Source organism: Myroides phaeus, assembly GCF_900099675.1.
Classification (GTDB): Bacteria; Bacteroidota; Bacteroidia; order Flavobacteriales; family Flavobacteriaceae; genus Flavobacterium; species Flavobacterium phaeum.
This window is the reverse complement of the sequence record NZ_FNDQ01000009.1, coordinates 24,596-47,240: the sequence shown is the minus strand read 5'-3', so window position 1 is coordinate 47,240 and position 22,645 is coordinate 24,596. Positions and strand designations below refer to the sequence as shown.

Below are 22,645 nucleotides of genomic sequence, written 5' to 3'. Positions count from 1 at the left end.
TAACGAATTAAAAAGTATGTAATGATAAAAACAATAGGTTTTATAGGAATTGGTTTGATTGGGGGATCAATGGCCTTAGACTTGAAAACAAAAGGTTTTGCTAACAAGGTAATTGGTTTTGATGCATCATTAACAAATGCAGAGAAAGCTTTAGAATTAAATATAATAGATGAGATAGTTTCATTAGATGAGTTATTACAACAGGCAGATATTGTAGTAATGGCGACACCTGTGAATGTAACAATTGAATTGATGCCTTATGCTTTAGATAATATTAGAAAGGGAGCATATATTATGGATGTTGGATCTACAAAATCGTTATTATCTAAAAAGATAGATGAGCATCCAAATAGGGGGGCCTTTGTAGCAACACACCCAATGGCAGGAACTGAATATAGTGGGCCAGAGGCTGCTTTTAAGGGGCTTTTTAAAGAAAGAGTAGCAATTATCTGTAATCCTGAGAAATCATCTCCTAAAGCCTTAAATCAGATTTCTGAGTTGTATTATCATTTAGATACGCGTTTGATTTTAATGGATGCAAATTCACACGATGAACACGTTGGTTATGTGTCTCATTTATCACATGCAATATCTTATGCTTTAGCGGTAGCAGTATTAGATAAAGAAAAAGATGATACAGCTATATTTAATTTGGCGGCTGGAGGATTTGCTTCAACAGTTCGACTTGCTAAAAGTTCTGTAGATATGTGGCTACCTATTTTTGAACAAAATACAGAGCATATTTTACCTATTTTAGATATTTATTTAGAGAAGTTAAATATGTTTAGAACTTATTTAGAAAATAAGGATACAGCTCAATTAGCTGGGTTTATCAAAGAAGCTAATCGCATAAAAGATAAATTGAAAAAATAAAGCAAATACTTCCAGAAGCGAAGGTTTTTTAATAAATTGTTCAGGAAATAAAAATAAGATATTATGTTAAAACACATTGTGATGTGGCGTCTTAAAGAAGAAAATAAAGAGGCTAATAAGATTGAAATGAAAAATCAATTAATGGCATTAAAAGATAAAATTGAGGCGTTGAAAGCTATTTCTGTAGAGTTTAATCACATAGAAGCTACTCAAGCAAATTTTGATGTTATGCTTTATACTGAGTTTTTAAATTTTAATGATTTAGCAATATATGCAAATCATCCCGAGCATTTAAAAGTTGTTGATTTTATTAAATCTGTGGTTACAGAAAGAGTAGCTATTGACTATTAGTTTTGTGCTGTATTTAATACAAGATAAAATATTGTTATTTATTTATCGGTTTTGTAAAAGGTAGTATTTCTAAGAGATGCTACCTTTTTTTGTTTATGTTGTAAATCAGTTTTTGTTAAAAACAAAAGAATTGATGTAAGTTTGAAAAGCTTACATTTACTAGGTAGAAAAATTCAAAGTTATAAAAAGATGAGAAAGTTAATTTACATTGCTTTAATTCTTCTTTCTACCTATTTGTTAATAGGGTGTACTTACGAAATGAAAAAAGTTGATAATACATTGCTTTCAAATCGTTGGAGGGGTGAATTTATTGTTCAAAATAGAAAAGTCCCATTTGTTTTTTCCTTAGAGAAAGAACAAGCAAATGTTTATGGGTATCGCGTTGTAGTTGTGAATGGAGATCAGTATGAGCAACTTGAAACAGTACATATGCAAGGAAAGAACTTTAGGGTTGAGTTGTCTTATGATCAAGAGGATGTATTAGAAGGGAAGATCAACGGCAATATAATCAACGGAAAGCTACGTAAAAGATTTTCAGATAGTTATTTAGAAGCACTTTTTACTGCACATAAATCAAACGATTTAAGATTTACAGAAATAAAAAAACCTACCTCAATTATACCTGATGGGATATGGTTATTGCAATATGATACTTTGAAAAATTTAAAAAATACTGCTGATCTTTTTAGACATAATATTGATAGATTTGAGAGTCTACAATTATTTAGGAAAGACAATGAAATATTTGGAAGTATTATACCAGCAGAACAGGGTTTTGAGGGAGTTATGACTACTAATGGGTTTATTTGCTCTTCTTTTTACAAGTCAGAACCTTATTTGATGGAGGGAGAGTTTATAAATGATAAGGAGTTTATAGGGACTATAACTACGATGACAGATATTTATACTTTTAAAGCTTTGAAAAAAAGTGATAGTGAAGTAATAGTAAAAAAAACAGACAATATTTTCAGTACACTTATTTTATTAGTCAAGGCATATTTTGAACATTTATAATTCTGTGAAAAATAGGTGTAATATAAAAAAGCTACCTGTTACGGTAGCTTATACGATATGCAGAGGAGAAGGGATTCGAACCCTCGATACATTGCTGTATACACACTTTCCAGGCGTGCGCCTTCGACCGCTCGGCCACCCCTCTAATACGCCTAATATAGTGATTTAAAGTTCCATTTCTCCACAAATAGGAGTTTCAAATGCTTCTTTAAAGTCTACAACATTTTTTTGAGCCAATAAAAACATCAGTTTTGTAATAGCTGCTTCAGTAGTGATATCTTTTCCTGAGATTACGCCAATTTCTTTTAATTCAGTACTTGTTTCGTATTTCCCCATATGAACACTACCACTTGAGCATTGTGTAACATTAATTACTTTTAATCCTTTTGCGATAGCTTCTGCCAGAGTATTTAAGAACCAAGACTCTGTAGGAGCATTACCAGAACCGTAAGTTTCTAATACTATCCCCTCTAAGTCTTCAATGTTTAAAATTGCTTTTAGTACTTTTTGTTGAATACCAGGGAATACCTTTAAGATCATTACATTTCTCGACATCTCTTTATGAACAGTCAAGGGTAATGTTTCATTTTTGTATTCTAATAAAGCCTTGTTTACTCTCAAGTTTACACCTGACTCTGCCAAATGTGGAATATTTGGTGAGGTAAACGCATTAAATAATTCAGAACTCACTTTAGATGTTCTATTTCCACGATATAATTTATATTCAAAATATAAACATACTTCTTGAATAACAGGTTTGTTATTTTCTTGTAATGCTGCGATTTGAATAGCTGTAATTAAATTCTCTTTAGCATCCGTACGCAAATCTCCAATTGGCAATTGAGATCCTGTCAAGATAATTGGTTTTCGTGTGTTTTCTAACATAAAACTAAGAGCAGATGCAGAATATGACATCGTATCAGAACCATGTAGGATAACAAAACCATCAAACTTTTTATAATTTTCTTCAATAACACTTGCCATTTGAACCCACATTTCAGGACGCATATCAGATGAGTCGATTGGTACCTCAAAAGAGTATGTTTCAATAGAACATTCTAATAAGTGTAACTCTGGAATACGTTCAACAAGTTGGTCAAAATTGAAGGCGCGTAATGCCCCTGTCTTAAAATCCTTAACCATACCAATAGTACCACCAGTATAAATAAGCAGAATTGCAGGTTTATTGTTCATTATTCAGTTTTAACTTATTAATTACAGGGTTAGCATACATTGCTAAGAAATTTTCAACAACTACTTTATTTGCTTTATCTACACGTAATTCTAAACGTCTTTCAAAAAGTTGTTTTTCTTTTTCAGTGTATTTATCAGCATATTTATTCGTTTTGTGTAATAAATCATAAGCAATATAATTAGTAGGCCATAGGTGATAATTTTTAATTATAGACTTGTCTATAATTGTAGCTACAGCTTGCATTTGTTTATTGACTTTTTCTGAGCTATTAATTAAACAATCTAATTCATGGTCTAAAACTTCTCCAACATGAATATGAATACCTCTCTTTTGGCCAATTATACCACTATAAAGATTAATGAAGTCTTCATTTTTATCTTTTACATAAACTTCGTCATTAGCTTTAGCAAGTATTTGTGGCATTTTTAGTGCATCCGTAGGGTCATATTCATAAGAGATAGAAACAGGTACTATTTTAATCTTTTTTAGATACTCAATAGGATTTATTTCTCCACTTGCCATTGCAAGCATCTTTAAAACTCCTTGGTGAGTAGCATCATTACCGTCTTTAGTACGTCCTTCTCTTTGTGCAATCCACACAGAACGATTTTCTACCGTAAGTAAGTGCTGAATATATTCAGACATTACTTTTGAACTCTCTAGTAATTCACGAGGAGGTAATCCGCGTTTTACTAAAAAGTTTCTATTTACTTTTGCTAATGCTAAAAGAAAAGATTTCTGCACCAGATTATCTCCAATAGCAGAAGCTGTCATAATCAAACCATTATCTTTCAAGGCTACGTTTAACAGAGACGTATCCATAAGAATATCACGGTGATTAGATATATATAAATAGGGTGTATGTTTTTCTAATTTTTCAAAACCTGAAGTTGTCAAGCCACTTGAGCTTTTTTCCAAAATCTTTTGAATAGAATGATAAGCAAAGTTATCTTGAAATTGCTGTATAGATTTTATTTCCCTTAACCTTTCCATCCATTCTTCTTCGGTTTGGTTAGGAAAAGTAAAACCCATTAACGCTTTTATCATTGGGTGTTTAGAAATCTGTTGTAAGACTTCGTTTACCTCAAGATCTTTGTAATGACGTATTGAATCAAACTTAGACATTAGTGTACTTTATTATGTAAACAAATTAATGTTGCTTTCTGTTGTTAAATTCCAAAAACAGCTTGTGAATTGGCTGTTGTTTGTTTTGCTATTTCAGCTAATGAAAGATCGTAAATATCAGCTAATTTTTCAGCAATATTTACAATGTAGGCACTTTCATTTCTTTTTCCTCTAAAAGGGACCGGTGCAAGATACGGAGAATCAGTCTCTAATACGATGTCTCTAATTGAGATTTTATTTAAGAACTTGTCAATCTGCCCATTCTTAAAAGTAGATACTCCCCCTATTCCTAATTTAAGGTTGTATGAAATAGCTTTTTCTGCTTGTTCTTGTGTTCCTGTAAAACAATGGAAAATTCCTTTTAGGTCATCGCCTTTTTCTTTTTCTAATACTTCAAAAACTTCATCAAAAGCATCGCGACAATGTATATTGATTGGTAGTTTATATTTTTTTGCAAGTTGGATTTGGTACTGAAAGGCTTCTTGCTGAATTTGTAAAGTTGATTTATCCCAATATAGGTCAATTCCAATTTCTCCTACAGCATAAAATTTTCTTCTTGCTAATTCTTTTTCTACAAAAGCTAATTCAGACTTATATGTTTCTGGTTTAACATCTGTAGGATGTAGCCCCATCATTAAGAAAATATTATCGGGAAATTCTGATTCTAATTCATACATTGCACTTGTATAACTGGAATCAATAGCTGGTATAAAAAAACGCGTCACTCCATTCGCTATTGCGCGATTAATTGTTTCTTTTCGATCATCTTTAAACGCGTCTGAATAAAGGTGTGTATGCGTATCGGTAAAAATCATTCTAAAGGGGTATTTTGTATAAAATGCTATTTTAAGATACAAAAGTACCTTATAAAAAGAATTTAAACTATAATTGTTCAATGGAAAAAATAAAAGAAGTACTAAAAAAGGAAGGTTACAAGAGAATTCCATTTAAAATCTCTAAAACACATCATCTTTTTGTTCGGGCAAAAGTAAACGGAGCAATTGGAGATTTTATTATAGATACAGGAGCTTCGAATAGTTGTATTGATTTTGCTCATATTGATTTGTTCAATATTACACCTTTAGAGTCTACAACGAAAGCTTCTGGAGCAGGAGCGAATGGGATGCATACACAAGTAGCCTATAATAACCATTTACAGATGAGTCGTTGGCATAATAAAGAGTTTAATCTTGTATTATTAGATCTTACCCACGTCAATGTAGCGTTAACGGAATACGGTACAAAAACGGTACATGGTATTATAGGCTCTGATGTGCTATTACAAGGAGAGGCTATTATTGACTATAAAGAAAAAGTACTTTATATCAAGTAGTTTATTTTTTAAATTTAGTGTATTCGTCTGCCACTAATTCCAGTTCTTTATACCAGTCTTCTCCGTATTTTCGGATTAAAGGATCTTTTAAAAATTTATATACTGGTACACCTAACTCTTGTCCTAATGTACAAGCATCTCCACAGATGTGCCATTTGTGATAGTTAACAGCTTCAAATGACGAAAATTCTTTGATACGAATAGGGTATAAATGACAAGAAATAGGCTTTTTCCAATCAATTAAACCTTCGTTATACGCTTTTTCAATTCCACATAAAGCCATTTCATTTTCGTATATAACATAAGCACATTCTCCTCCTTCGATAAGAGGTGTTTCTAATTCACCGTCTTCACCAATTATAGAAGTACCTTGTGCTTCAATAGCTTCTATTCCTTCTGGACGCAAGAAAGGCTTTACGTGTTCATATACTTTATTTAAAATATCAACTTCTCCTTTTTCAACGGGTGCACCAGCATCTCCATCAATACAGCATTCCCCTTTACAAGCTGAAAGGTTGCAAACAAATTCTTTTTCAAGAACATCCTCTGATACAATCGTTTTTCCTATCTGAAACATAATATTCGTAAATTAATGTGTGCAAAACTACAAATCTTTAATCTAATAATTCTGTCTGTAAAACTGTTATGTGTTTTTTATATTGATGCTAAATAAAAGGAAGGGGTAATATGCACTTTTTACGATATGAAGGTAATCTCATTTCTACTGTTTGTCATTAAGAGTTTATTGAAAATAAAGTTTCATATCTTTTGTTTATAGGGCAGTTTTATAACTCAGGTATAAAGAAGGTAAAGGTAAATTAGACGAGGGAAATGCATATATATTTCCCTTCTTCGTAGAGGTTTTTGTAATATGTAAGTTATTTGTTTTAATGAGGTTATTTAAATTTTTTACTTATAAGTCGTAAAAAATAAAAAAAAAGGATATTTTTATAAGTATTCTTTTTAAAGCTTTGTTTATGGATGTGAATGTTCGAGACATTGTTAGTATAACAATGATATTGTTTGCTGTTATTGATATTATGGGTGCAATACCAATTATCGTAGATTTACGAAATAGGGTAGGATATATAGAGTCTGAAAAGGCAACCTTAGTATCAGGTGTAATCATGATTGCTTTTTTATTTTTAGGAGAGCAGATGTTGAGGTTGATAGGTATTGATGTAAGTTCTTTTGCTGTAGCAGGAGCTTTTGTACTATTTTTTTTAGCATTAGAAATGATATTAGGTATTAGAATTTATAGAGATGATACTCCAACTACCGCCTCTATTGTACCTTTGGCATTCCCTCTAATTGCAGGTACTGGAGTTTTAACAACTATTTTATCGTTGCGTTCACAGTATTCAAATGCTAATATCATCATTGGTATAATTGTTAATCTTGTATTAGTGTTTTTAGTATTAAAGTCATCTTCTAAAATTGAAAAGCTCTTAGGTGCTGGAGGATTGAGTGTTATACGTAAAATATTCGGAGTAGTACTACTTGCGATTGCTGTTAAATTATTTAGTACTAATGTTAAAGGCTTGTTTGACTAGGTAATATTTTTGTACTTTCGAAGAGTAAAATTAAATTCTTTATCATTCATAATGAAAATATTTAGCTACGTTATCATTGTATTTGCTGCGGCATTAATGATTTTAAACATAACGATGTTGGACTTTAGCAACTTGTTTCAAGGAGATAGTTTAATCGCTATTATAGGGATTGTTGCACTACTTTGTGCAGTATGTATCGTACTAATTTATCGTACTTCAAAAGTAATAGACGACAAAACTAAATAAAGATCATGGCAATTTTTGACATACTTATTATTGGAGGCGGTGTGGCAGGAGTTTCTTGTGCTCAGGTTTTAGGGAGTGCTTTTAAAAAGGACTTTGTAAAAGATAAGAAGGTTGGAATTATAATGCATCAAAAAGCTTCAATGTTGCAAGATGCTGTTTTCTTTAATGCTTACGGTATTAAATTAGGTACTTTAGGTAGAGATCTTTTAGAACAATCACAAAAAGATTTAGCTTACTATCAAGACATTGAACAAATTAAGGGAGAGAAGGTTGTTTCTGTTTATCCACAACAAGGGTATTTTGAGGTAACCACAAATAGAGCAAGTTATCAAGCGAATGCTGTTGTAGTTGCTACTAATTCAAGCCCTTCATTTGATATTGATGGTTTAATGCAGTATGTAGAACCTCATAAGAAGTCATTGCCAACTAAAAATCGCATTCAATTAATGAATGAAGATCATTTAGTAAGAGAAGGTTTATATGTAGCGGGAACTTTAGCAGGACACCGTAGTCAGTTAGCAATTGCTGCTGGTAGTGGCGCTGCTGTTGCTACGGATATTCTAACATTGTGGAATGGAGGTATTGAGACTCATAGCCATGATAGTTTAAGGAAAAAGTAAAATAGAATTGAATACTATTTATTGCTATTTTAAATATAAAGAAAAAGCGCGTTTAAACTTAAACGCGCTTTTTCTTTATATTGTTTTTTAATAAACTAAACCAACATTGTCAATCCATAATCTACTATCAGTATTTCCAATGTATGCACCTCCATTACTTGAAGAGAACTGAATAATTAAGTGAGTTACTTCATCGTCTGCTGTTCCCCATCCTTCTTCAATTATGGGAACCATTTTTCCTTTGCTATTTCTTGTATAGTAAGCATCTTCTCCTTTGCGAAGTGCCATGTGTGAACCATAGAATTTTTCTTTACTAATATCACCGTAGTTAACATTTAAACGATGTTTGTTTTGCCAAGTTTTAACTGATTTATCAAAGCGCTCCCATCCAGTACCAACTCTTTTAGCATGTACATTTCCATTGCTATCTTCCCATCTCTTTTGAAGTAAAATTTGAATTTCTGCCATATCATTTCTGTTTACTTCAGAACCTTTTCCCATTCCATTTACTCGACGTGATGGACCTCCTGTTGTAACCTTATAGTCATATTGCATTGCTTTTGGCTTTTTAGTAAAAGGAATACCTGTTACTAATTTACTCTGAGGATTTTTAGTATCTGTAATTGGTTCTATCATTTCTCCTAAGAAAATTGTACCACTTGCTAATACATTAATATTGATAACTCCAAGAACTTTTACTCGTTCAATACGTGTCTCTAAGCGCGCAGCAAATCCCTTGTCTCTTTTTTCAGGATAAACAGTTACACTTCCTTTTGTAATACCACTTACTGTAGCTAATACAGAAGAGGTAGCCCAAGGAGATTTTATGTTTTTATATGGAGTATTGTCTTTTAAAGTGTCTTTCTTCTCTGTAATTTCATACAGGTATTGTGTGTTTCCACCGATAATAAAAGATTCTTTTATTTCGCGAACCATCCAATTATTCATATTTCCTAAAGGAAGTAATTCTACTTTTTCATTTTGTGCTTTAGCAACAAAAGCAAATAAGAAAAGTAATGATGATAAAAGCAATTGCTTATTAAGTTTAGACATAATATTTCGTATTATTTTTTGATGTTATTTTTTTTCAACATATTGAAGTCTTGTTTCTTCAAGTTCATTTTTAGATATGGAATTGCAATGTCGTGATCATTTAAGTACATTCTATCTCTAATTGCAAAATCAGGATTTACTAATGACAGATCTTCCTCTAAATAAGGTGTATGTATCGTTGATGCATCTATCATTGTGTGGAAAACAGCATTTGTTGAAATCGGTTTTTCTTTATTTACATTTGCCATTTTGACTTTTTCAGGAAATTCTTGCTTATATAAATCAGAAAACCACATAATAATTGGAATTCTTAATTGATAGTAAGTTGGGCTTGGTGAAGCATGTAAGAAACGACCTCTTTCATCATCAAATAAATCTTCTCCATGATCTGAAGTGTAAAGCATAACAACAGATGAGTTTGTTCTTTTTAAAGCATCTATAGTCCCTGAAAGGAAGTGATCTGTATATAAAATTGAATTATCATAAGCATTCACTAAATGTTCTTTCTCAGATTTACTAACTCCTGCCACTGCATCGGGCATAAACTTTTGGAAAGATTCAGGATATCTCTCCATATAATTAAAATGAGAACCATATGTGTGTAGTAAAATGAATAAATCTCCATCATTTTCAGCTATTTTATTTTCCATTAGAGCAATTAACTCTTCGTCATAATGATTCTCTGTCATTCCAGTCCCACTATGCGTTTTACGGATTGTTTGATAGATATCAGCTTCTTTAGTGAAGTATTCTATAAAAGAAGAGTTCTCAGCTTGATTAGAGAGACAGATTGTTGTAAAACCAGCCTCCTTAAAAGCGTGAATAATTCCTTTTCTTTGATAGATTAAATTGTAGTTTTCAGCTTCAGCATCTGAAAGTATAATTGAAACACTTTTATGTGTAGTATTTGATTGAGTTAAAGCATCATTAAATACCACAAGGTTTTCTTGTTTACTTAAATTAGGGTTAGTTTCTCTGTTATAACCATATAAAGACCAATTATCTGCTCTACTCGTTTCACCAACAATCAGCACATAGATTTGTCTGTTAGGAGTTACAGTGGTGTCTTTTACAGCTTTGTAAGAAAAGTCTGCAGATGTTAAAGGATAACGCTTTACTTTATCCCATTTGTTTACAGCAAAACCAAGGTTGTGTATTGCATTTATAGGGTAAACATCTTGGTTAAAAGCAAAAGTGTTTGTATTATTATTGGCACTAGCAAATGAAAGAACTAATGAGGTAAGTAATAAAACTAAAGCTGGGAGAACTTTTCTTTTTCTGAATTTTACATCTAAAAAGTTTTTGCGTTTCCACTGTAAAATTGCGAAAATAGTTGGAGGAATGTATAAAACACAAACCAAAATGATAGATGGAATTAGACTCCCCAATAGCTCGTTGATTTCAGAAGTATTTGTTGTAGCTACATTTAAAAACATATCTGCTGCAATAACATCCTCTCCAAATAAGTAAAAAAGGACAATCTGAAAAGCATGTAAAAATAATAAAGGGAAGAATAAGATTTGTAAGAATCCAGTATTCTTAACAACTGAGAATATCAGCATATAAAGTCCTAAAGGAAAAATAATAATAACTAACTTTCCAATTATGTTAACAGGTTGGGTAAACGCAAAAAATATAGTTGGAGCCATATTTACCGCAATATAAAACCAGAATAATATTATAGGATTATTGATTAGTCTTATTAGAAGACTTTTTTTTGCAACGCCATTTTCCATGCTATACAAATTAGAATGATTCATTAATATTAAAATAGAATCCGCTTTGACCTTTACCTAATCCGTAGTCAAGTCGAATATTTACCCTGTTTTTAAATTCCCATCTATAACCGATACCATAAGCTGGTAAGGTATGATTCCAATCAAAGTTTTTAAAGTTTTCAAAAACATTTCCTGCACCTCCCCAAACAGCTATACCATGTCTGTTATATATTTTTTGACGTAATTCTACTTGAGAGTTAATTTGTTTCCTATCTCTATATTGACCTGTGTAGTATCCTCTCATTTGGCGAGAGCCACCAATTTGAGATAGCATTGACCAAGGTACTTCTCCATTGTTAAAAATTCCATTTAAATCAAAAGCTAACGTAGCGTTTGTCCATATTTCTTTATATGCTCTTGCTGTAAAGTCGATACGTCCAAAATGTTTATTGCTTCCTAATGATTTAGGAAAGAACGTTTGTTCATATTTTAGGTATAATCCTCGAGATGGATTTGGGATAAAGTCTCTTGAATCATAAGTCGCTAAAAAACCACCACCAATAGCTGTGTTTTTGGGATTAGCCTCTGGTCTCATACTTTCATCGTCAAAGTTTCTACTTTTGATGTTCTGAGCAGAAAAAGTTAACCCAACATATGTATTAGGTAATATTTTGCGCAATAAGTCAAATTTTAAGCCTAATTGGTAGTTATCATATTTTGTATAATCTCCTTTATTTCCTGCTTCATAACCAATACCATAGAATTTACTTGGCATATATTGAAAAGCCATATCATAAAATATACGATAGTCATCATTAGGAAAAATTGTGGTATTTTCAATTCCAATAGAAAAGAAACCACTGGTAGTGAAATTAGTATAAATTGAAACATTAGAAGGATTAAGTGTAAGATCTTCTTTGTCTAAACGGTATAGACCAGAAGCAACAATCCCCAGCCCAAGTTTTGTGTCAACAGAATAACTCGGTCCACCAATAAAAGAAAGATCAAATTTACTTTGAGATTTATCTTTTTTAGCTTCTTCAAAATAACTAACAATACGGTCAAAAAACTTTTGTTTCTCAAAGACTGAGTCGTTCTCTATCTTTGCTAAAGAAATATCTGTTTTTTTTTGTGAAAAAGATATTGTACTGAAAAACAGAAAGATAAATAAGGATTTTATTAGTAAGGAATTTTTTATCATATACGGAAAAAATAAGCTGCAAAGATACAAAAATTCTAAGTCTTCAAGTTTTCAATATTAGTAAATAACGGCCTTTAGAAGAATTGATTAACGTTATTTGGCAGTGTTTTGGTTTATATTAAGAATTATTGGTTTTGGACTACGATTAGCTGTGCATATACAATGATAACTGAGAAAATAAAAATCATTGCCAATAAGAGATATTGATACATAGGGATTGCAATGTTGTGAAATCTCATTGCATTAATATATAAAATACTTGGTATGATTAAAGCTAAGATAACTCCTGCAATTGCTGCATAACCTAATGCAAGAATGAAACCTTCTGGATAAAATAAGGCGAACATTAATGGAGGTAAAAAGGTTAGTGCTCCCGATAGAGGTTTGATGAATTGCTTCTGTTTATTTTTAAACAAATCTTTATAGTAATCGTAAAGGCCAATACTTACTCCTAAGAATGAAGTTCCTAATGCCGCTGCTGCGAAAAAGCTAAATAAGGTTTCTACAGAAGGGGATTGTGCCATTTCTCGAACACTTAATATTAATCCTTTTAACCCTAAGTTATCGTTCAATATTTGCATAAATGAAGTTTGATCTAAACTTCCTAATACAACTGTTTGCCAAATTAAATAGATAGCTAAAGGTAATAAGCTCCCTAAGATAAAAGCTTTTTTAAGTAGTTTTTTATCTCCATCTAAATAGGTTACTATACTCGGAATACTTCCATGAAAACCGAATGAAGTAAAAATAGCAGGTATAGCGGTAACGATTAAGCCTTGTGATAAAGGCATACTTAATAAGTTTATTCCTTGTATTAGAGGAGTCATCAACACAACAAGTAAAAATAGGAAAATAAGTTTTGCTATAAATAATCCCCTTGTAAATAAGTCAACCCATCGTGTTCCAATCAGAACAATACTACTGAAAAGAATGGAGAAAATAAGAATTGCTAATCTGCTATCAATATTTGTATCAAAAAGTTGGTCTGCATTAGTTTTAAGAATTGTTCCTCCTCCTGTCATATAAGCAGCAGTAAGACCATAAATTAAAAACATTAAACTTAGTCCTGCAATTCGATTGACTACCATACCTGCATATTTTTTTGTCAATGTATCAAAACCATCTGTCGGTAAATTGAAATCGTATATGCGAACCATTAACAAGGCTGTATAGCACATAGCAAACCAAATTACGAATAGCAATAATAGTGTACCTAAAAAACCTACTCCTGCAGAAGTAATGGGCATTGCAAGCATTCCTCCTCCAATAGATGATCCTGCAATAATCAATATGCTACCTAAAAGTTTACTATTCATAATTAAATTCTTGTTTGCTTGCAAAGGTAAGAAAGGATTTGGCTTAATCAGATAATCAATTACTTTCCTTTTTGTAAAAAATTTAGAAAAAGTGTAAACTAATTAATATTCTGTCTATATTTGCCATTATGCAAAGAAAGAAGAACATAGCAAGAATTTTGTTAATGGTGGCATTTATGTTTACCATTGTTTTTCAATTTGTGCATAGTTATGAGCATATCTTTTCTTCTTCTACTTACGAAAAAGAGCATAGTTCACATGCACACTTTCATGAGAAGAGAAGTGACAATGGACATACTTTTCAATTAAAAGAACACCATGGTCAGCTTGAAAAATGTTTTGCTTGTGACGTAATCATTACGCCATATATTCAGGCGAACATTATGGAAGTAGATTTTGTGAATTTTGAACTATCTCAAAAGGTTCAGGATTTAGCAATTCTTGAGTTTACTCCATTATCCCATGTTTACTATTCTTTAAGGGCACCTCCTGCAAACGTTTAATTTTCGTTTGGTACGTCTTTGTAGACCTACCGTATTTTTTACGTTTAATTAAATTATTGCAATCAAATGAGAATGCTATTTATTGTGTTTTCACTAATGTTTTCAGTACTTACGTTTGGCCAAACTTATACAGTTAAAGGTGACGTTTCTAATTTTAATGGAGAAGCATTAGTGGGAAGTACTATATCTTTTAAAGATCAGTCACTTATGTCTGATTTAAAAGGTAGATTTATCTTTAACCCTGTTGTCGAAGGAACTTACCGTTTAAGTATATCTTATTTAGGGTATATGCCAATTGATACACTTTTAAATGTAAAGTCTGATGTTACTTTGCATTTCCATTTGAAAGAGGATTCGACTCTTTTAGATCAAGTAGTGGTATCTACTGCTGGATTAAAAACAATTAGTAATACAGAAAAAGTGTCTAATGAGAAGTTGGTTGAGAATTTCTCAGGATCTTTTGCAAAGACATTAGCATCAGTACCTGGTGTGAATGCTATGGAAATTGGAGCAGGAGCTTCTAAGCCAATTATCCGTGGACTTGGGTTTAATAGAATTGCTGTTGCTGAAAATGGAGCAAAGCAAGAGGGACAACAATGGGGGGCAGATCACGGATTAGAGATTGATGCTTTTAGTACAGAAGAAGTTGAGATTATTAAAGGAGTTGGAGCTATTGAGTATGGTAGTGATGCAATTGGAGGTGTAATTAAAATTAATAATGAAAAGATACCTCAAGTACACTCATTTGCAGGGAATGCTACTATATTTGGTAAAACGGTAAACGATTCTTATGGGGCGTCTGTGCAGCTAAAGGCAAGAGAAGATAAGTTGTTCTATAAGTTTAAAGCAACAGGACAAGAATATGGGGATTACCGTGTTCCGACAGATCGTATAAATTACTTAGATACAACCATTCCTATTTATGGTAGACGTATGAAAAATACGGCAGGAAAAGGTTTTGCGTTGTATGGACAAGTTGGGTATGTATCTAATGACTTTTCTAATATTTTAAGCGTTAGTGATGTTTATGATAAGAGTGGTTTCTTTCCTGGTTCACACGGATTGCCAAATATCGCTTCTGTAGTTGATGATGGAAATCATAGAAATATAGAATTACCTAATCAAAGTGTAAATCACTTTAAGATTGTAAATACATCAACGTTTAATTTATCTGATAGAGAGAAGTTGAGTTTTGTATTGGCTTTTCAAAATAATAAGCGCCAGGAGATGAGTAAATTTCATACTCACTTTGAAGATCAAGTTGCTCCAGAAAAGGACCCTAATTTAGAGTTACAGTTTACTTTAAATACATTTGATGCTTCTGCTAAGTATGAATATATTTCTCCAAATAATCACAAATCTACAATTGGTGTTCAATATAATTATCAGAATAATGTAATTGATGGATACGGATTCTTACTTCCTAAATTTAATCGTTTTGGAGTAGGTGCTTTTGCAATGCACGAACATTTTGTAAATGATAGATTGTCTTGGGAAGCAGGAGCAAGAGTTGACTACGCAGAAATTCATATAAAACCTTTTTATGATAATGTGTTGTATGATTATTTAGTTGACTTAGGACATTCTCCTAATTTCGCTGGAGATTATGCACAACGCAGTAGTAAGTTAGATAAAAACTTTACGAGTTTTAATGGAATGATTGGTGCTAAGTATGAACTTACTTCTAAAATTCAATTAGCAAGTACTTTCGGAACAAACTTTAGATTCCCAACTGCAATTGAGTTGGCTTCAAATGGTGTGCATCACGGAGCGTTTAGACACGAAAAGGGGTATGCAAATTTAAAACCAGAACAAGGAGTTGCTTTTGATTTTAGAGCAAGTTATGAAACGGAAGGTTTTAATACTTCTGTAAGTCCTTATGCTTATTACTTTACAAATTATATTTTTTTAAGACCTACTGGTACTTTCTCTGTATTACCTGATAGTGGGCAAATTTATCAATATTCACAGTCTAAAGCATTAATTACTGGTTTTGAATGGAAGGTTGAAAAGCAATTCTTGAAGGACTTTACGTTTGAGGGAGTGTTTGAATATATTTATAATCGACAATTGTCTAATGGTAAAAAAGGAGACTATCCATTGCCTTTTTCTCCTCCGATGAACTTTTATGGGGAGTTGAAATATACTTTTAATGACTGGAGATTTTTAAAACAACCGGAAGTTCATTTTAATGGGAAGTGGTTTGCAAGACAAGAGAGAATTGCTCAAGGTGAAGCTATAACTCCAAGTTCACAAAGCTTTGGAGCAGGTATTTCTTCTACTTTATTATTTGGTAAGTTTGAAGCGAAAGCAAGCTTAACAGCAACAAATATCTTTGACACTAAGATATTAAATCATATGAGTTTCTATCGCCCATTAGAGATTCCGGAGCTAGGTAGATCAATTCAATTGATGATACAGATTCCGTTTTAATGACAAAAAGAAGCATACGTGTAATTTGGTTCGCCTTCATGTATGTGGTTTTTTTAGTCCCACATATAAGTAATCTTTTACACTATGTCATCATAGAGCACCAATATGGTGTTCGAACTAATAAAACAGAGTGGGTTGATGCAGATACTGTTCATTATTGTGATCAATATCTATATAAAATATCACCAGCTTTTGTTATTGATATTGTTGAATGGGAGCCTTTCTATGTACATCAGTATATTGAAAAAGCTGTCTTTAATGAATGTCTTACCCTACTGAATACTATTAATTTCTATTGGTTGAGAGGACCTCCAAATGTATTTTACATTTAGAAAACTCAATTATCAAAACAAAGAAATTTTAATAGTAAAAAAGTAAAAAAATGAAAACAGTAAAAAATATATTCGTTTTATCAATTTTAAGTATAGTAGGTTTTAGTTCATGTACCACTGGTGATGACGGTATCGATACAGAAAAACCAGTAGTAATATTAAATGCACCCGTTGAAGGGGCAAAACTTGAAGCGGGAAAAGATATTCACTTTGATATGGAATTATCGGATAATATCGCTTTAGGACGTTATAAAGTAGATATACACAGTAATTTTGACGGGCATGATCATGGAAGTCATAATGAATCTCATTCGATTGTAGTATTACACGATGATCATGATCACGATGACGATGATGAAAATGACAACCGTAAGGCTTTTAAGTTTTTCCGCGTATGGGATGATATTTATGGACAGAGAAATGCAAATGTTCATCATCACGAAATTGTTATTCCTGCAGACGTAAAACGTGGAGCATATCATTTTATGGTTCAGGTTCTTGATAAGGCAGGAAACCAAACAATGGTTTTTAGAAACATTGAAATTGTTGGACCTGGTGAAGGTAATAGTGGACACGACCACGACCATGACCACGAAGAAGGAGATCACGACCATAATCATTAATATAATAACAAAAAGCAAGGATATCCTTGCTTTTTGCTTTTGGTATAGTGCCATAAAGATGGATTACTACCTATATTTATTTATATTTGTTTTTATAACTAATTATTACCCTATTTATGAGAAAAACATTTATGACACTGCTTGTTGCTACAATCGTTATATCGTGTAAACAAGGAGATAGTTCAAGTGCTGAGGCATTGAAGTACCCAGTAACTAATAAAGGTGAAGTAGTAGATACTTATTTTGGAGTTGATGTTGCTGATCCTTATCGTTGGTTAGAAGATGACCGCTCTGAAGAAACTGCAGCTTGGGTGAAAGCAGAGAATGAGGTTACTTACAATTATTTAGCTCAAATTCCTTTCCGAGATGATTTGAAAAAACAAATGGAGGAAGCCTGGAATTACGAGAAAATTGGTGCGCCTTTTAAAGAAGGGAAATATACTTATTTCTTTAAAAATGATGGTTTACAAAATCAATCTATCTTATATAGAAAAGACGAGGCTGGCAAGGAAGAAGTCTTTTTAGATCCAAATAAGTTTTCTAAGGATGGAACAACTTCTTTAGGAAGTGTTGATTTCTCTGAAGATGGATCTAAAGTTGCTTACGCAATTTCTGAAGGAGGAAGTGATTGGAGAAAGATTATTGTTTTAGATGCTGAAACAAAAAAGGTAATTGGGGATACGCTTGTTGATGTTAAGTTTAGCGGTGTTTCTTGGTTTGGTAATGAAGGATTTTATTATTCGAGTTATGACAAGCCTGAGGGAAGTGAATTGTCTGCTAAGACTGACCAACATAAATTATATTACCACAAATTAGGTACGGCACAAAAAGAGGATGCTCTTATTTTTGGAAAAGATAAAAAGAGAAGGTATGTAGGTGGTTATGTTACAGGTGATAATAAGTATTTAGTTATTACAGCTGCAAATTCTACTTATGGAAATGAATTGTATATCCAAGACTTAACTAAAACAAATAGCCCAATTATTAACATTGTTAATAACTTTGAAAGTAGTAGTGGTATTTTAGATAGTAAAGATGGTAAGTTGTTTATTGCTACTGATTATAAAGCACCAAATACACGTGTTGTAACAGTTGATGCTAACAACGCTGCTCAAACAAATTGGGTTGATTTTATTCCGGAGACAAAAAATGTTCTAACACCAACAAAAGGTGCTGGATATATCTTTGCTAACTATTTACAAGATGCTGTGTCTGTTGTTAAACAATACGATTATACAGGAAAAGAAGTTAGAGTGGTAGAGTTACCAGGAATTGGAACTGTAAGTGGTTTTGGAGGTAAAAAAGAAGATACTACGTTGTATTATTCTTTTACAAATTATATTACTCCTGGAACTATTTACGCTTTTGATGCAAAAGAGGGGATTTCTAAAGTTTATGAGCAACCAAAAGTTAAGTTTGATTCTTCTCAGTATGAGTCTAAACAAGTATTCTATACTTCTAAAGATGGTACTAAAGTTCCAATGATTATTACACATAAGAAGGGTATTGAGTTAAATGGGAAGAATCCTACAATGCTTTATGCTTATGGTGGATTTAATATTAGCTTAACGCCGTCTTTCAGTATTGCTAATGCTATTTGGTTAGAAAACGGAGGTATTTATGCTGTTCCTAACTTGAGAGGTGGAGGTGAATACGGTAAAGAATGGCACGTAGCTGGAACTAAAATGCAGAAACAAAATGTATTTGATGACTTTATTGCTGCTGGACAATATTTAATTGATAATAAGTATACTTCTTCTGATTTCCTTGCTATTAAAGGAGGTTCTAATGGAGGATTATTAGTTGGAGCGACAATGACTCAACGTCCTGACTTAATGAAAGTAGCTTTACCTGCAGTTGGGGTATTAGATATGTTGCGTTACCATACGTTTACAGCTGGAGCGGGATGGGCTTATGATTATGGAACATCTGAAGATAGTAAAGAAATGTTTGAGTATTTAAAAGGGTATTCTCCTCTTCATAATGTAAAAGAGATTGCTTATCCTGCAACTATGGTTACTACTGGAGATCACGATGATAGAGTTGTACCTGCACACAGTTTTAAATTTGCTGCTACGTTACAAGAGAAAAACAAAGGAACTAACCCTATGTTGATTCGTATCGAAACAAATGCTGGTCATGGTGCTGGTAAGTCGATAGCGCAACAAATACAAGAGAATGTTGATCTACAAGCATTCACATTGTATAGTATGGGAATAAAAAAATTGAAATAATAGTCGATTTATTATAAACAGAAAAGCCGAGTTAATTAACTCGGCTTTTTTTTATTCGTATTTGTAGTCTTTTACTCCCGCATTAATATCTGCTTCAATGAAATTTTGTTCAGGTGGAATTGGACAAGAAAATTTAGGATTATAAACACAATATGGGTTATACGCTAAATTAAAGTTGATTATAATTTTATCTCCTTCGGGTATTTCTAAATCTATATACCTTCCTCCTCCGTATGAAGTAACTCCAGATGTCAAGTCTGTAAAAGGAAGGAATAAATGATTAACATATTCTCTCTTTTCACGTAATGCCACATCTTGGAAAACATCAAGCTTGAAATTTTTATTGTTTAATGAAAAGTTTATCTCCCCATATTTTACATAAACAGGTTTTCTGTGCGTTGTAGTTGGCATTTCGAAAGGTTGTTCATCGGGAGTTCTTACAAATATTCCTTCAATGACGAAATCTTCAGAGATAGGAAAGTAATCTAATGATTTAAACTTTTTAAGAGCATCTTTAGGAAGAGGAGAAGACTTAGCATCACTAAATTCCTTATTTAAGTTTTTTTGAAATTGTTCAGCACGTGCTTCTTCTGATTGTTGATTGTTTGAGCAAGCTACTCCAACTAAGGCTAACATTGCCATAGCGATGAATTTTTTCATATTACTTTAGTGTTTGTGATTTGTAAATATACTATACTTTATTGAAGTAGGTATAAAGTAAAAGACTCGCCTATTCATAGGCAAGTCTTTTATTTTTTCTTAAAACTTTAGTTTATTTAATATGTGCACGTAGCATCCACGCTGCTTTTTCGTGTTCTTCCATTAATCCAATTAAGAAATCTGCTGTTCCAGCATCATTAAGTTCTTCTATTTTTTCAATATTCTCTCTGATGAAGATGATGATAGTCTCGTGATCTTTCGTTAAGTCTTTTATCCAAGAAGCACTATCATTTCCTTCGTTGTCTCTTTCTTCACTTAAATGAGTCAATCTAAGGTAGTCTTTTAATGAAGAAGGAGCATAATGACCTAAATGGCGAATTCTTTCTGCTACTGCATCTATTCTTTCTTCTAATTCGTCATATTGTGTTTCAAAGAATAAATGCATAGCGTGAAAGTCAATCCCTTCGACATTGTAATGTGCATTTCTTGTTTTTGTAAATAGGACAAATTCGTCAGCTAATAATTGTGATAAAATGTCTGTAATTGATTGACGAGCTTCCTGTGTAATTCCAATATTTGTTTTCATAGTTATTCATTTTTTTTGTTGATGTAAAATTACTCACTCAACAAGAAAATAGAAACTGATTTTGATTGAATAAAATTATTTAGCTATTGACAATGAATATGATATAGGAGTTGTTTTGGCATATGAGCAAAAAAAAAGGAGCTAAAATAGCTCCTTTAATTTATAAGGTGTAAAACTGATTACTTTTTGAAAGCGTCAGCAGCATTTTTCAATGACTTCTTAGCTTCGTTTGCAGCTTCTTTAGTTTCTTCTACTTTTTTAGCAGCAGCGTCTTTAGTATCCTCTACAGCTTTTTTAGCATCTTCTACTTTTTCAGCAGCAGCTTCTTTAGTTTCTTCTACAGCTTTTTTAGCATCTTCTACTTTTTCAGCAGCAGCGTCTTTAACATCTTCTACAGCTTGTTTAGCATTTTCTGTAGTTTCAGTAGCTAATTTCTCAGTAGCAGCAGTAGCTTCTTCTAATTTAGCTTTAGCTTCATCCCAAGTTTTTTGAGCAGCATCTAAAGCTTTTTGAGCTTCTTCTTTAGCTTTTTCATCTCCAGCAGCAGCAGCAGCTTCTACAGCTTTTTTAGCTTCTTCTAATTTAGCTTCAGCTTCTTTAGTTGCGTTTTCGAAAGAACTTAAATCAGTAGTAGCTTCAACTTGAGCTCCTTCTTCTGCTTTAGTATCTTTACATGATGTAGCAAATAACATTCCAACAACGGCCAATGATAACAATAATTTTTTCATAGTAATTTATTTTTAAAATATATATTTCTTCAAAGTTATTAAAAAATATAATTATTATAAAATTTGTATCAAAAAATAATTATACTTCTTTATTTCTCTATTTTTTAGTGCTTTTCTCTACTTTTTTTAAATTGAGTGGGCCAAAACCATTGATATATCTTGTTATAGTTTGTTTTCGCTTAGTGATATATGGCCCTGAATTTGTTGCTTTGTATTTTCTTGGATTTGGTAGAATTACAGCAATTCCTGCAGCTTCTGTTGGTGTCAATTTGTTTGCATCTTTTTTATACCAGTGTTTAGCTGCTGCTTGTGCTCCATAAACACCATCTCCCATTTCTATGCTATTGAGGTATACTTCCAAAATACGTTCTTTGGACCATAAAAGTTCAATTAAAACGGTAAAATAAGCTTCGAATCCTTTTCTAACATAGCTTCTTCCAGGCCATAGAAAAACATTTTTAGCTGTTTGTTGAGAAATAGTACTACCTCCTTTAATACGTTTACCTTTCTCGTTATTTTTCATTGCTTTTTCAATCGCTTTAAAATCAAAACCATTGTGTTTTAAGAAATGACCATCTTCACTTGCAATTACTGCTTTTTGGAGATTGACGCTTATTTGGTCAATTGAAACCCATTTGTGTTCAAGTTTAATTTGCTTGTCATCTTTTACTTGTTCATATACTCTAATAAACATTAATGGAGTAAAAGGAATGGGAACAAACCTGAAAAAGATAACTGAAAAAATACTAAGTCCAAAAAATAGAATTAATATTTTGAAAATGAATCTTGTAAGTCTTCGTAGCATACCTAAAAGGGCGTTTTAAAAATCGGATAAAAGTAAGTAAAATTACTACTGTTTGATAAAAATACGAATAAAAAAAAACTCACTAATTAAAGTGAGTTTTTTCTGTATTTAAAATAAGTAATAAGAGGGAAATAAATTCTCTT

Annotated in this window: 23 protein-coding genes and 1 tRNA gene; 11 read left to right on the top strand and 13 right to left on the bottom strand. The window is 32.1% G+C overall.

Annotation, left to right across the window (positions count from 1 at the left end; genetic code table 11):
• Positions 1 to 21 precede the first annotated feature (21 nt).
• The 3 genes from BLT46_RS06175 to BLT46_RS06165 all read left to right on the top strand — a co-directional run bounded on the left by BLT46_RS06175 (position 22) and on the right by BLT46_RS06165 (position 2,238).
• The gene (locus BLT46_RS06175; protein ID WP_090407804.1) at positions 22 to 873 is read left to right on the top strand and encodes a prephenate dehydrogenase; all 852 of its coding nucleotides are present in this window, start codon (positions 22 to 24) and stop codon (positions 871 to 873) included.
• Between the two features lie 63 nt (positions 874 to 936).
• Positions 937 to 1,224: a Dabb family protein gene (locus BLT46_RS06170; protein WP_090407803.1), complete on the top strand. Its 288-nt coding sequence runs from the start codon at positions 937 to 939 to the stop codon at positions 1,222 to 1,224.
• 189 nt (positions 1,225 to 1,413) lie between these two features.
• Positions 1,414 to 2,238, top strand: coding sequence for a hypothetical protein (locus tag BLT46_RS06165; RefSeq protein ID WP_143021869.1), 825 nt, complete (start codon positions 1,414 to 1,416; stop codon positions 2,236 to 2,238).
• Positions 2,239 to 2,298: 60 nt separating this feature from the next.
• Here BLT46_RS06165 and BLT46_RS06160 read toward each other — a convergent pair.
• The 4 genes from BLT46_RS06160 to BLT46_RS06145 form a co-directional block, all read right to left on the bottom strand.
• Positions 2,299 to 2,383 (bottom strand) — tRNA-Ser (locus tag BLT46_RS06160).
• 20 nt (positions 2,384 to 2,403) lie between these two features.
• Complete coding sequence (locus BLT46_RS06155; RefSeq protein WP_090407796.1) at positions 2,404 to 3,432, bottom strand: asparaginase; 1,029 nt, start codon at positions 3,430 to 3,432, stop codon at positions 2,404 to 2,406.
• Complete coding sequence (locus BLT46_RS06150) at positions 3,422 to 4,558, bottom strand: 1-acyl-sn-glycerol-3-phosphate acyltransferase (protein WP_090407794.1); 1,137 nt, start codon at positions 4,556 to 4,558, stop codon at positions 3,422 to 3,424. Before BLT46_RS06150 ends, BLT46_RS06155 begins: the two co-directional genes overlap by 11 nt.
• Positions 4,559 to 4,602: 44 nt before the next feature.
• A complete protein-coding gene (locus BLT46_RS06145) occupies positions 4,603 to 5,373 on the bottom strand; it encodes a TatD family hydrolase (protein WP_090407791.1) in 771 nt (256 codons plus the stop codon).
• Between the two features lie 80 nt (positions 5,374 to 5,453).
• Between BLT46_RS06145 and BLT46_RS06140 the strand changes: the two genes are divergently transcribed.
• Entirely contained in the window at positions 5,454 to 5,891 is a 438-nt protein-coding gene (locus tag BLT46_RS06140; RefSeq protein ID WP_090407788.1) for a retropepsin-like aspartic protease, read from the top strand.
• 1 nt (position 5,892) lies between these two features.
• Here the strand turns inward: BLT46_RS06140 and BLT46_RS06135 are convergent, their stop codons facing one another.
• Entirely contained in the window at positions 5,893 to 6,468 is a 576-nt protein-coding gene (locus BLT46_RS06135; protein ID WP_090407785.1) for a DUF3109 family protein, read from the bottom strand.
• A 400-nt stretch (positions 6,469 to 6,868) separates the two neighbouring features.
• Between BLT46_RS06135 and BLT46_RS06130 the strand changes: the two genes are divergently transcribed.
• Genes BLT46_RS06130 through BLT46_RS06120 form a run of 3 tightly spaced genes read left to right on the top strand, consistent with a single transcriptional unit; the run spans position 6,869 to position 8,310 of the window.
• Positions 6,869 to 7,444 carry a MarC family protein gene (locus BLT46_RS06130; protein ID WP_090407783.1) on the top strand — a complete coding sequence of 192 codons (576 nt, stop codon included), beginning with the start codon at positions 6,869 to 6,871 and terminating at the stop codon, positions 7,442 to 7,444.
• A 51-nt stretch (positions 7,445 to 7,495) separates the two neighbouring features.
• Entirely contained in the window at positions 7,496 to 7,690 is a 195-nt protein-coding gene (locus BLT46_RS06125) for a hypothetical protein (protein ID WP_090407780.1), read from the top strand.
• A gap of 5 nt (positions 7,691 to 7,695) precedes the next feature.
• On the top strand, positions 7,696 to 8,310 hold the full coding sequence (locus tag BLT46_RS06120; protein ID WP_090407777.1) for an FAD-dependent oxidoreductase: 615 nt from the start codon (positions 7,696 to 7,698) through the stop codon (positions 8,308 to 8,310).
• An 87-nt stretch (positions 8,311 to 8,397) separates the two neighbouring features.
• Here the strand turns inward: BLT46_RS06120 and BLT46_RS06115 are convergent, their stop codons facing one another.
• The 4 genes from BLT46_RS06115 to BLT46_RS06100 form a co-directional block, all read right to left on the bottom strand.
• Entirely contained in the window at positions 8,398 to 9,363 is a 966-nt protein-coding gene (locus BLT46_RS06115; RefSeq protein ID WP_090407774.1) for a PCMD domain-containing protein, read from the bottom strand.
• 11 nt (positions 9,364 to 9,374) lie between these two features.
• Positions 9,375 to 11,012, bottom strand: a complete 1,638-nt coding sequence (locus BLT46_RS06110) for a phosphoethanolamine transferase family protein (protein ID WP_245722954.1) — start codon at positions 11,010 to 11,012, stop codon at positions 9,375 to 9,377.
• A gap of 97 nt (positions 11,013 to 11,109) precedes the next feature.
• The gene (locus tag BLT46_RS06105; protein ID WP_090407768.1) at positions 11,110 to 12,282 is read right to left on the bottom strand and encodes a BamA/TamA family outer membrane protein; all 1,173 of its coding nucleotides are present in this window, start codon (positions 12,280 to 12,282) and stop codon (positions 11,110 to 11,112) included.
• A gap of 125 nt (positions 12,283 to 12,407) precedes the next feature.
• Positions 12,408 to 13,598 (bottom strand): aromatic amino acid transporter, encoded by a 1,191-nt coding sequence (locus BLT46_RS06100; protein WP_090407766.1) that lies wholly within the window; start codon positions 13,596 to 13,598, stop codon positions 12,408 to 12,410.
• A 128-nt stretch (positions 13,599 to 13,726) separates the two neighbouring features.
• Between BLT46_RS06100 and BLT46_RS06095 the strand changes: the two genes are divergently transcribed.
• From BLT46_RS06095 to BLT46_RS06075, 4 genes are all read left to right on the top strand, one after another.
• Positions 13,727 to 14,101 carry a hypothetical protein gene (locus tag BLT46_RS06095; protein ID WP_090407764.1) on the top strand — a complete coding sequence of 125 codons (375 nt, stop codon included), beginning with the start codon at positions 13,727 to 13,729 and terminating at the stop codon, positions 14,099 to 14,101.
• Positions 14,102 to 14,167: 66 nt separating this feature from the next.
• Positions 14,168 to 16,534, top strand: coding sequence for a TonB-dependent receptor (locus tag BLT46_RS06090; RefSeq protein ID WP_090407760.1), 2,367 nt, complete (start codon positions 14,168 to 14,170; stop codon positions 16,532 to 16,534).
• A gap of 382 nt (positions 16,535 to 16,916) precedes the next feature.
• Positions 16,917 to 17,489, top strand: a complete 573-nt coding sequence (locus tag BLT46_RS06080; protein WP_090407754.1) for a DUF4625 domain-containing protein — start codon at positions 16,917 to 16,919, stop codon at positions 17,487 to 17,489.
• Between the two features lie 116 nt (positions 17,490 to 17,605).
• Entirely contained in the window at positions 17,606 to 19,723 is a 2,118-nt protein-coding gene (locus tag BLT46_RS06075) for a prolyl oligopeptidase family serine peptidase (protein WP_394332440.1), read from the top strand.
• Positions 19,724 to 19,774: 51 nt separating this feature from the next.
• Here the strand turns inward: BLT46_RS06075 and BLT46_RS06070 are convergent, their stop codons facing one another.
• The 4 genes from BLT46_RS06070 to mtgA all read right to left on the bottom strand — a co-directional run bounded on the left by BLT46_RS06070 (position 19,775) and on the right by mtgA (position 22,502).
• The gene (locus BLT46_RS06070; RefSeq protein WP_245722953.1) at positions 19,775 to 20,383 is read right to left on the bottom strand and encodes a DUF1684 domain-containing protein; all 609 of its coding nucleotides are present in this window, start codon (positions 20,381 to 20,383) and stop codon (positions 19,775 to 19,777) included.
• A gap of 112 nt (positions 20,384 to 20,495) precedes the next feature.
• Positions 20,496 to 20,969 (bottom strand): Dps family protein, encoded by a 474-nt coding sequence (locus tag BLT46_RS06065; RefSeq protein ID WP_090407751.1) that lies wholly within the window; start codon positions 20,967 to 20,969, stop codon positions 20,496 to 20,498.
• Between the two features lie 179 nt (positions 20,970 to 21,148).
• Complete coding sequence (locus tag BLT46_RS06060) at positions 21,149 to 21,697, bottom strand: hypothetical protein (protein WP_090407748.1); 549 nt, start codon at positions 21,695 to 21,697, stop codon at positions 21,149 to 21,151.
• Between the two features lie 97 nt (positions 21,698 to 21,794).
• A complete protein-coding gene (gene mtgA / locus BLT46_RS06055; protein ID WP_090407745.1) occupies positions 21,795 to 22,502 on the bottom strand; it encodes a monofunctional biosynthetic peptidoglycan transglycosylase in 708 nt (235 codons plus the stop codon).
• Positions 22,503 to 22,645: the final 143 nt, after the last annotated feature.

What these genes read in the sequence shown, in the direction of transcription:
- BLT46_RS06175 (WP_090407804.1), top strand. Translation starts at nt 22, where the DNA reads ATGATAAAAACAATAGGTTTTATAGGAATTGGTTTGATTGGGGGATCA.
- BLT46_RS06170 (WP_090407803.1), top strand. Translation starts at nt 937, where the DNA reads ATGTTAAAACACATTGTGATGTGGCGTCTTAAAGAAGAAAATAAAGAG.
- BLT46_RS06165 (WP_143021869.1), top strand. Translation starts at nt 1,414, where the DNA reads ATGAGAAAGTTAATTTACATTGCTTTAATTCTTCTTTCTACCTATTTG.
- BLT46_RS06155 (WP_090407796.1), bottom strand. Translation starts at nt 3,432, where the DNA reads ATGAACAATAAACCTGCAATTCTGCTTATTTATACTGGTGGTACTATT.
- BLT46_RS06150 (WP_090407794.1), bottom strand. Translation starts at nt 4,558, where the DNA reads ATGTCTAAGTTTGATTCAATACGTCATTACAAAGATCTTGAGGTAAAC.
- BLT46_RS06145 (WP_090407791.1), bottom strand. Translation starts at nt 5,373, where the DNA reads ATGATTTTTACCGATACGCATACACACCTTTATTCAGACGCGTTTAAA.
- BLT46_RS06140 (WP_090407788.1), top strand. Translation starts at nt 5,454, where the DNA reads ATGGAAAAAATAAAAGAAGTACTAAAAAAGGAAGGTTACAAGAGAATT.
- BLT46_RS06135 (WP_090407785.1), bottom strand. Translation starts at nt 6,468, where the DNA reads ATGTTTCAGATAGGAAAAACGATTGTATCAGAGGATGTTCTTGAAAAA.
- BLT46_RS06130 (WP_090407783.1), top strand. Translation starts at nt 6,869, where the DNA reads ATGGATGTGAATGTTCGAGACATTGTTAGTATAACAATGATATTGTTT.
- BLT46_RS06125 (WP_090407780.1), top strand. Translation starts at nt 7,496, where the DNA reads ATGAAAATATTTAGCTACGTTATCATTGTATTTGCTGCGGCATTAATG.
- BLT46_RS06120 (WP_090407777.1), top strand. Translation starts at nt 7,696, where the DNA reads ATGGCAATTTTTGACATACTTATTATTGGAGGCGGTGTGGCAGGAGTT.
- BLT46_RS06115 (WP_090407774.1), bottom strand. Translation starts at nt 9,363, where the DNA reads ATGTCTAAACTTAATAAGCAATTGCTTTTATCATCATTACTTTTCTTA.
- BLT46_RS06110 (WP_245722954.1), bottom strand. Translation starts at nt 11,012, where the DNA reads ATGGCTCCAACTATATTTTTTGCGTTTACCCAACCTGTTAACATAATT.
- BLT46_RS06105 (WP_090407768.1), bottom strand. Translation starts at nt 12,282, where the DNA reads ATGATAAAAAATTCCTTACTAATAAAATCCTTATTTATCTTTCTGTTT.
- BLT46_RS06100 (WP_090407766.1), bottom strand. Translation starts at nt 13,598, where the DNA reads ATGAATAGTAAACTTTTAGGTAGCATATTGATTATTGCAGGATCATCT.
- BLT46_RS06095 (WP_090407764.1), top strand. Translation starts at nt 13,727, where the DNA reads ATGCAAAGAAAGAAGAACATAGCAAGAATTTTGTTAATGGTGGCATTT.
- BLT46_RS06090 (WP_090407760.1), top strand. Translation starts at nt 14,168, where the DNA reads ATGAGAATGCTATTTATTGTGTTTTCACTAATGTTTTCAGTACTTACG.
- BLT46_RS06080 (WP_090407754.1), top strand. Translation starts at nt 16,917, where the DNA reads ATGAAAACAGTAAAAAATATATTCGTTTTATCAATTTTAAGTATAGTA.
- BLT46_RS06075 (WP_394332440.1), top strand. Translation starts at nt 17,606, where the DNA reads ATGAGAAAAACATTTATGACACTGCTTGTTGCTACAATCGTTATATCG.
- BLT46_RS06070 (WP_245722953.1), bottom strand. Translation starts at nt 20,383, where the DNA reads ATGAAAAAATTCATCGCTATGGCAATGTTAGCCTTAGTTGGAGTAGCT.
- BLT46_RS06065 (WP_090407751.1), bottom strand. Translation starts at nt 20,969, where the DNA reads ATGAAAACAAATATTGGAATTACACAGGAAGCTCGTCAATCAATTACA.
- BLT46_RS06060 (WP_090407748.1), bottom strand. Translation starts at nt 21,697, where the DNA reads ATGAAAAAATTATTGTTATCATTGGCCGTTGTTGGAATGTTATTTGCT.
- mtgA (WP_090407745.1), bottom strand. Translation starts at nt 22,502, where the DNA reads ATGCTACGAAGACTTACAAGATTCATTTTCAAAATATTAATTCTATTT.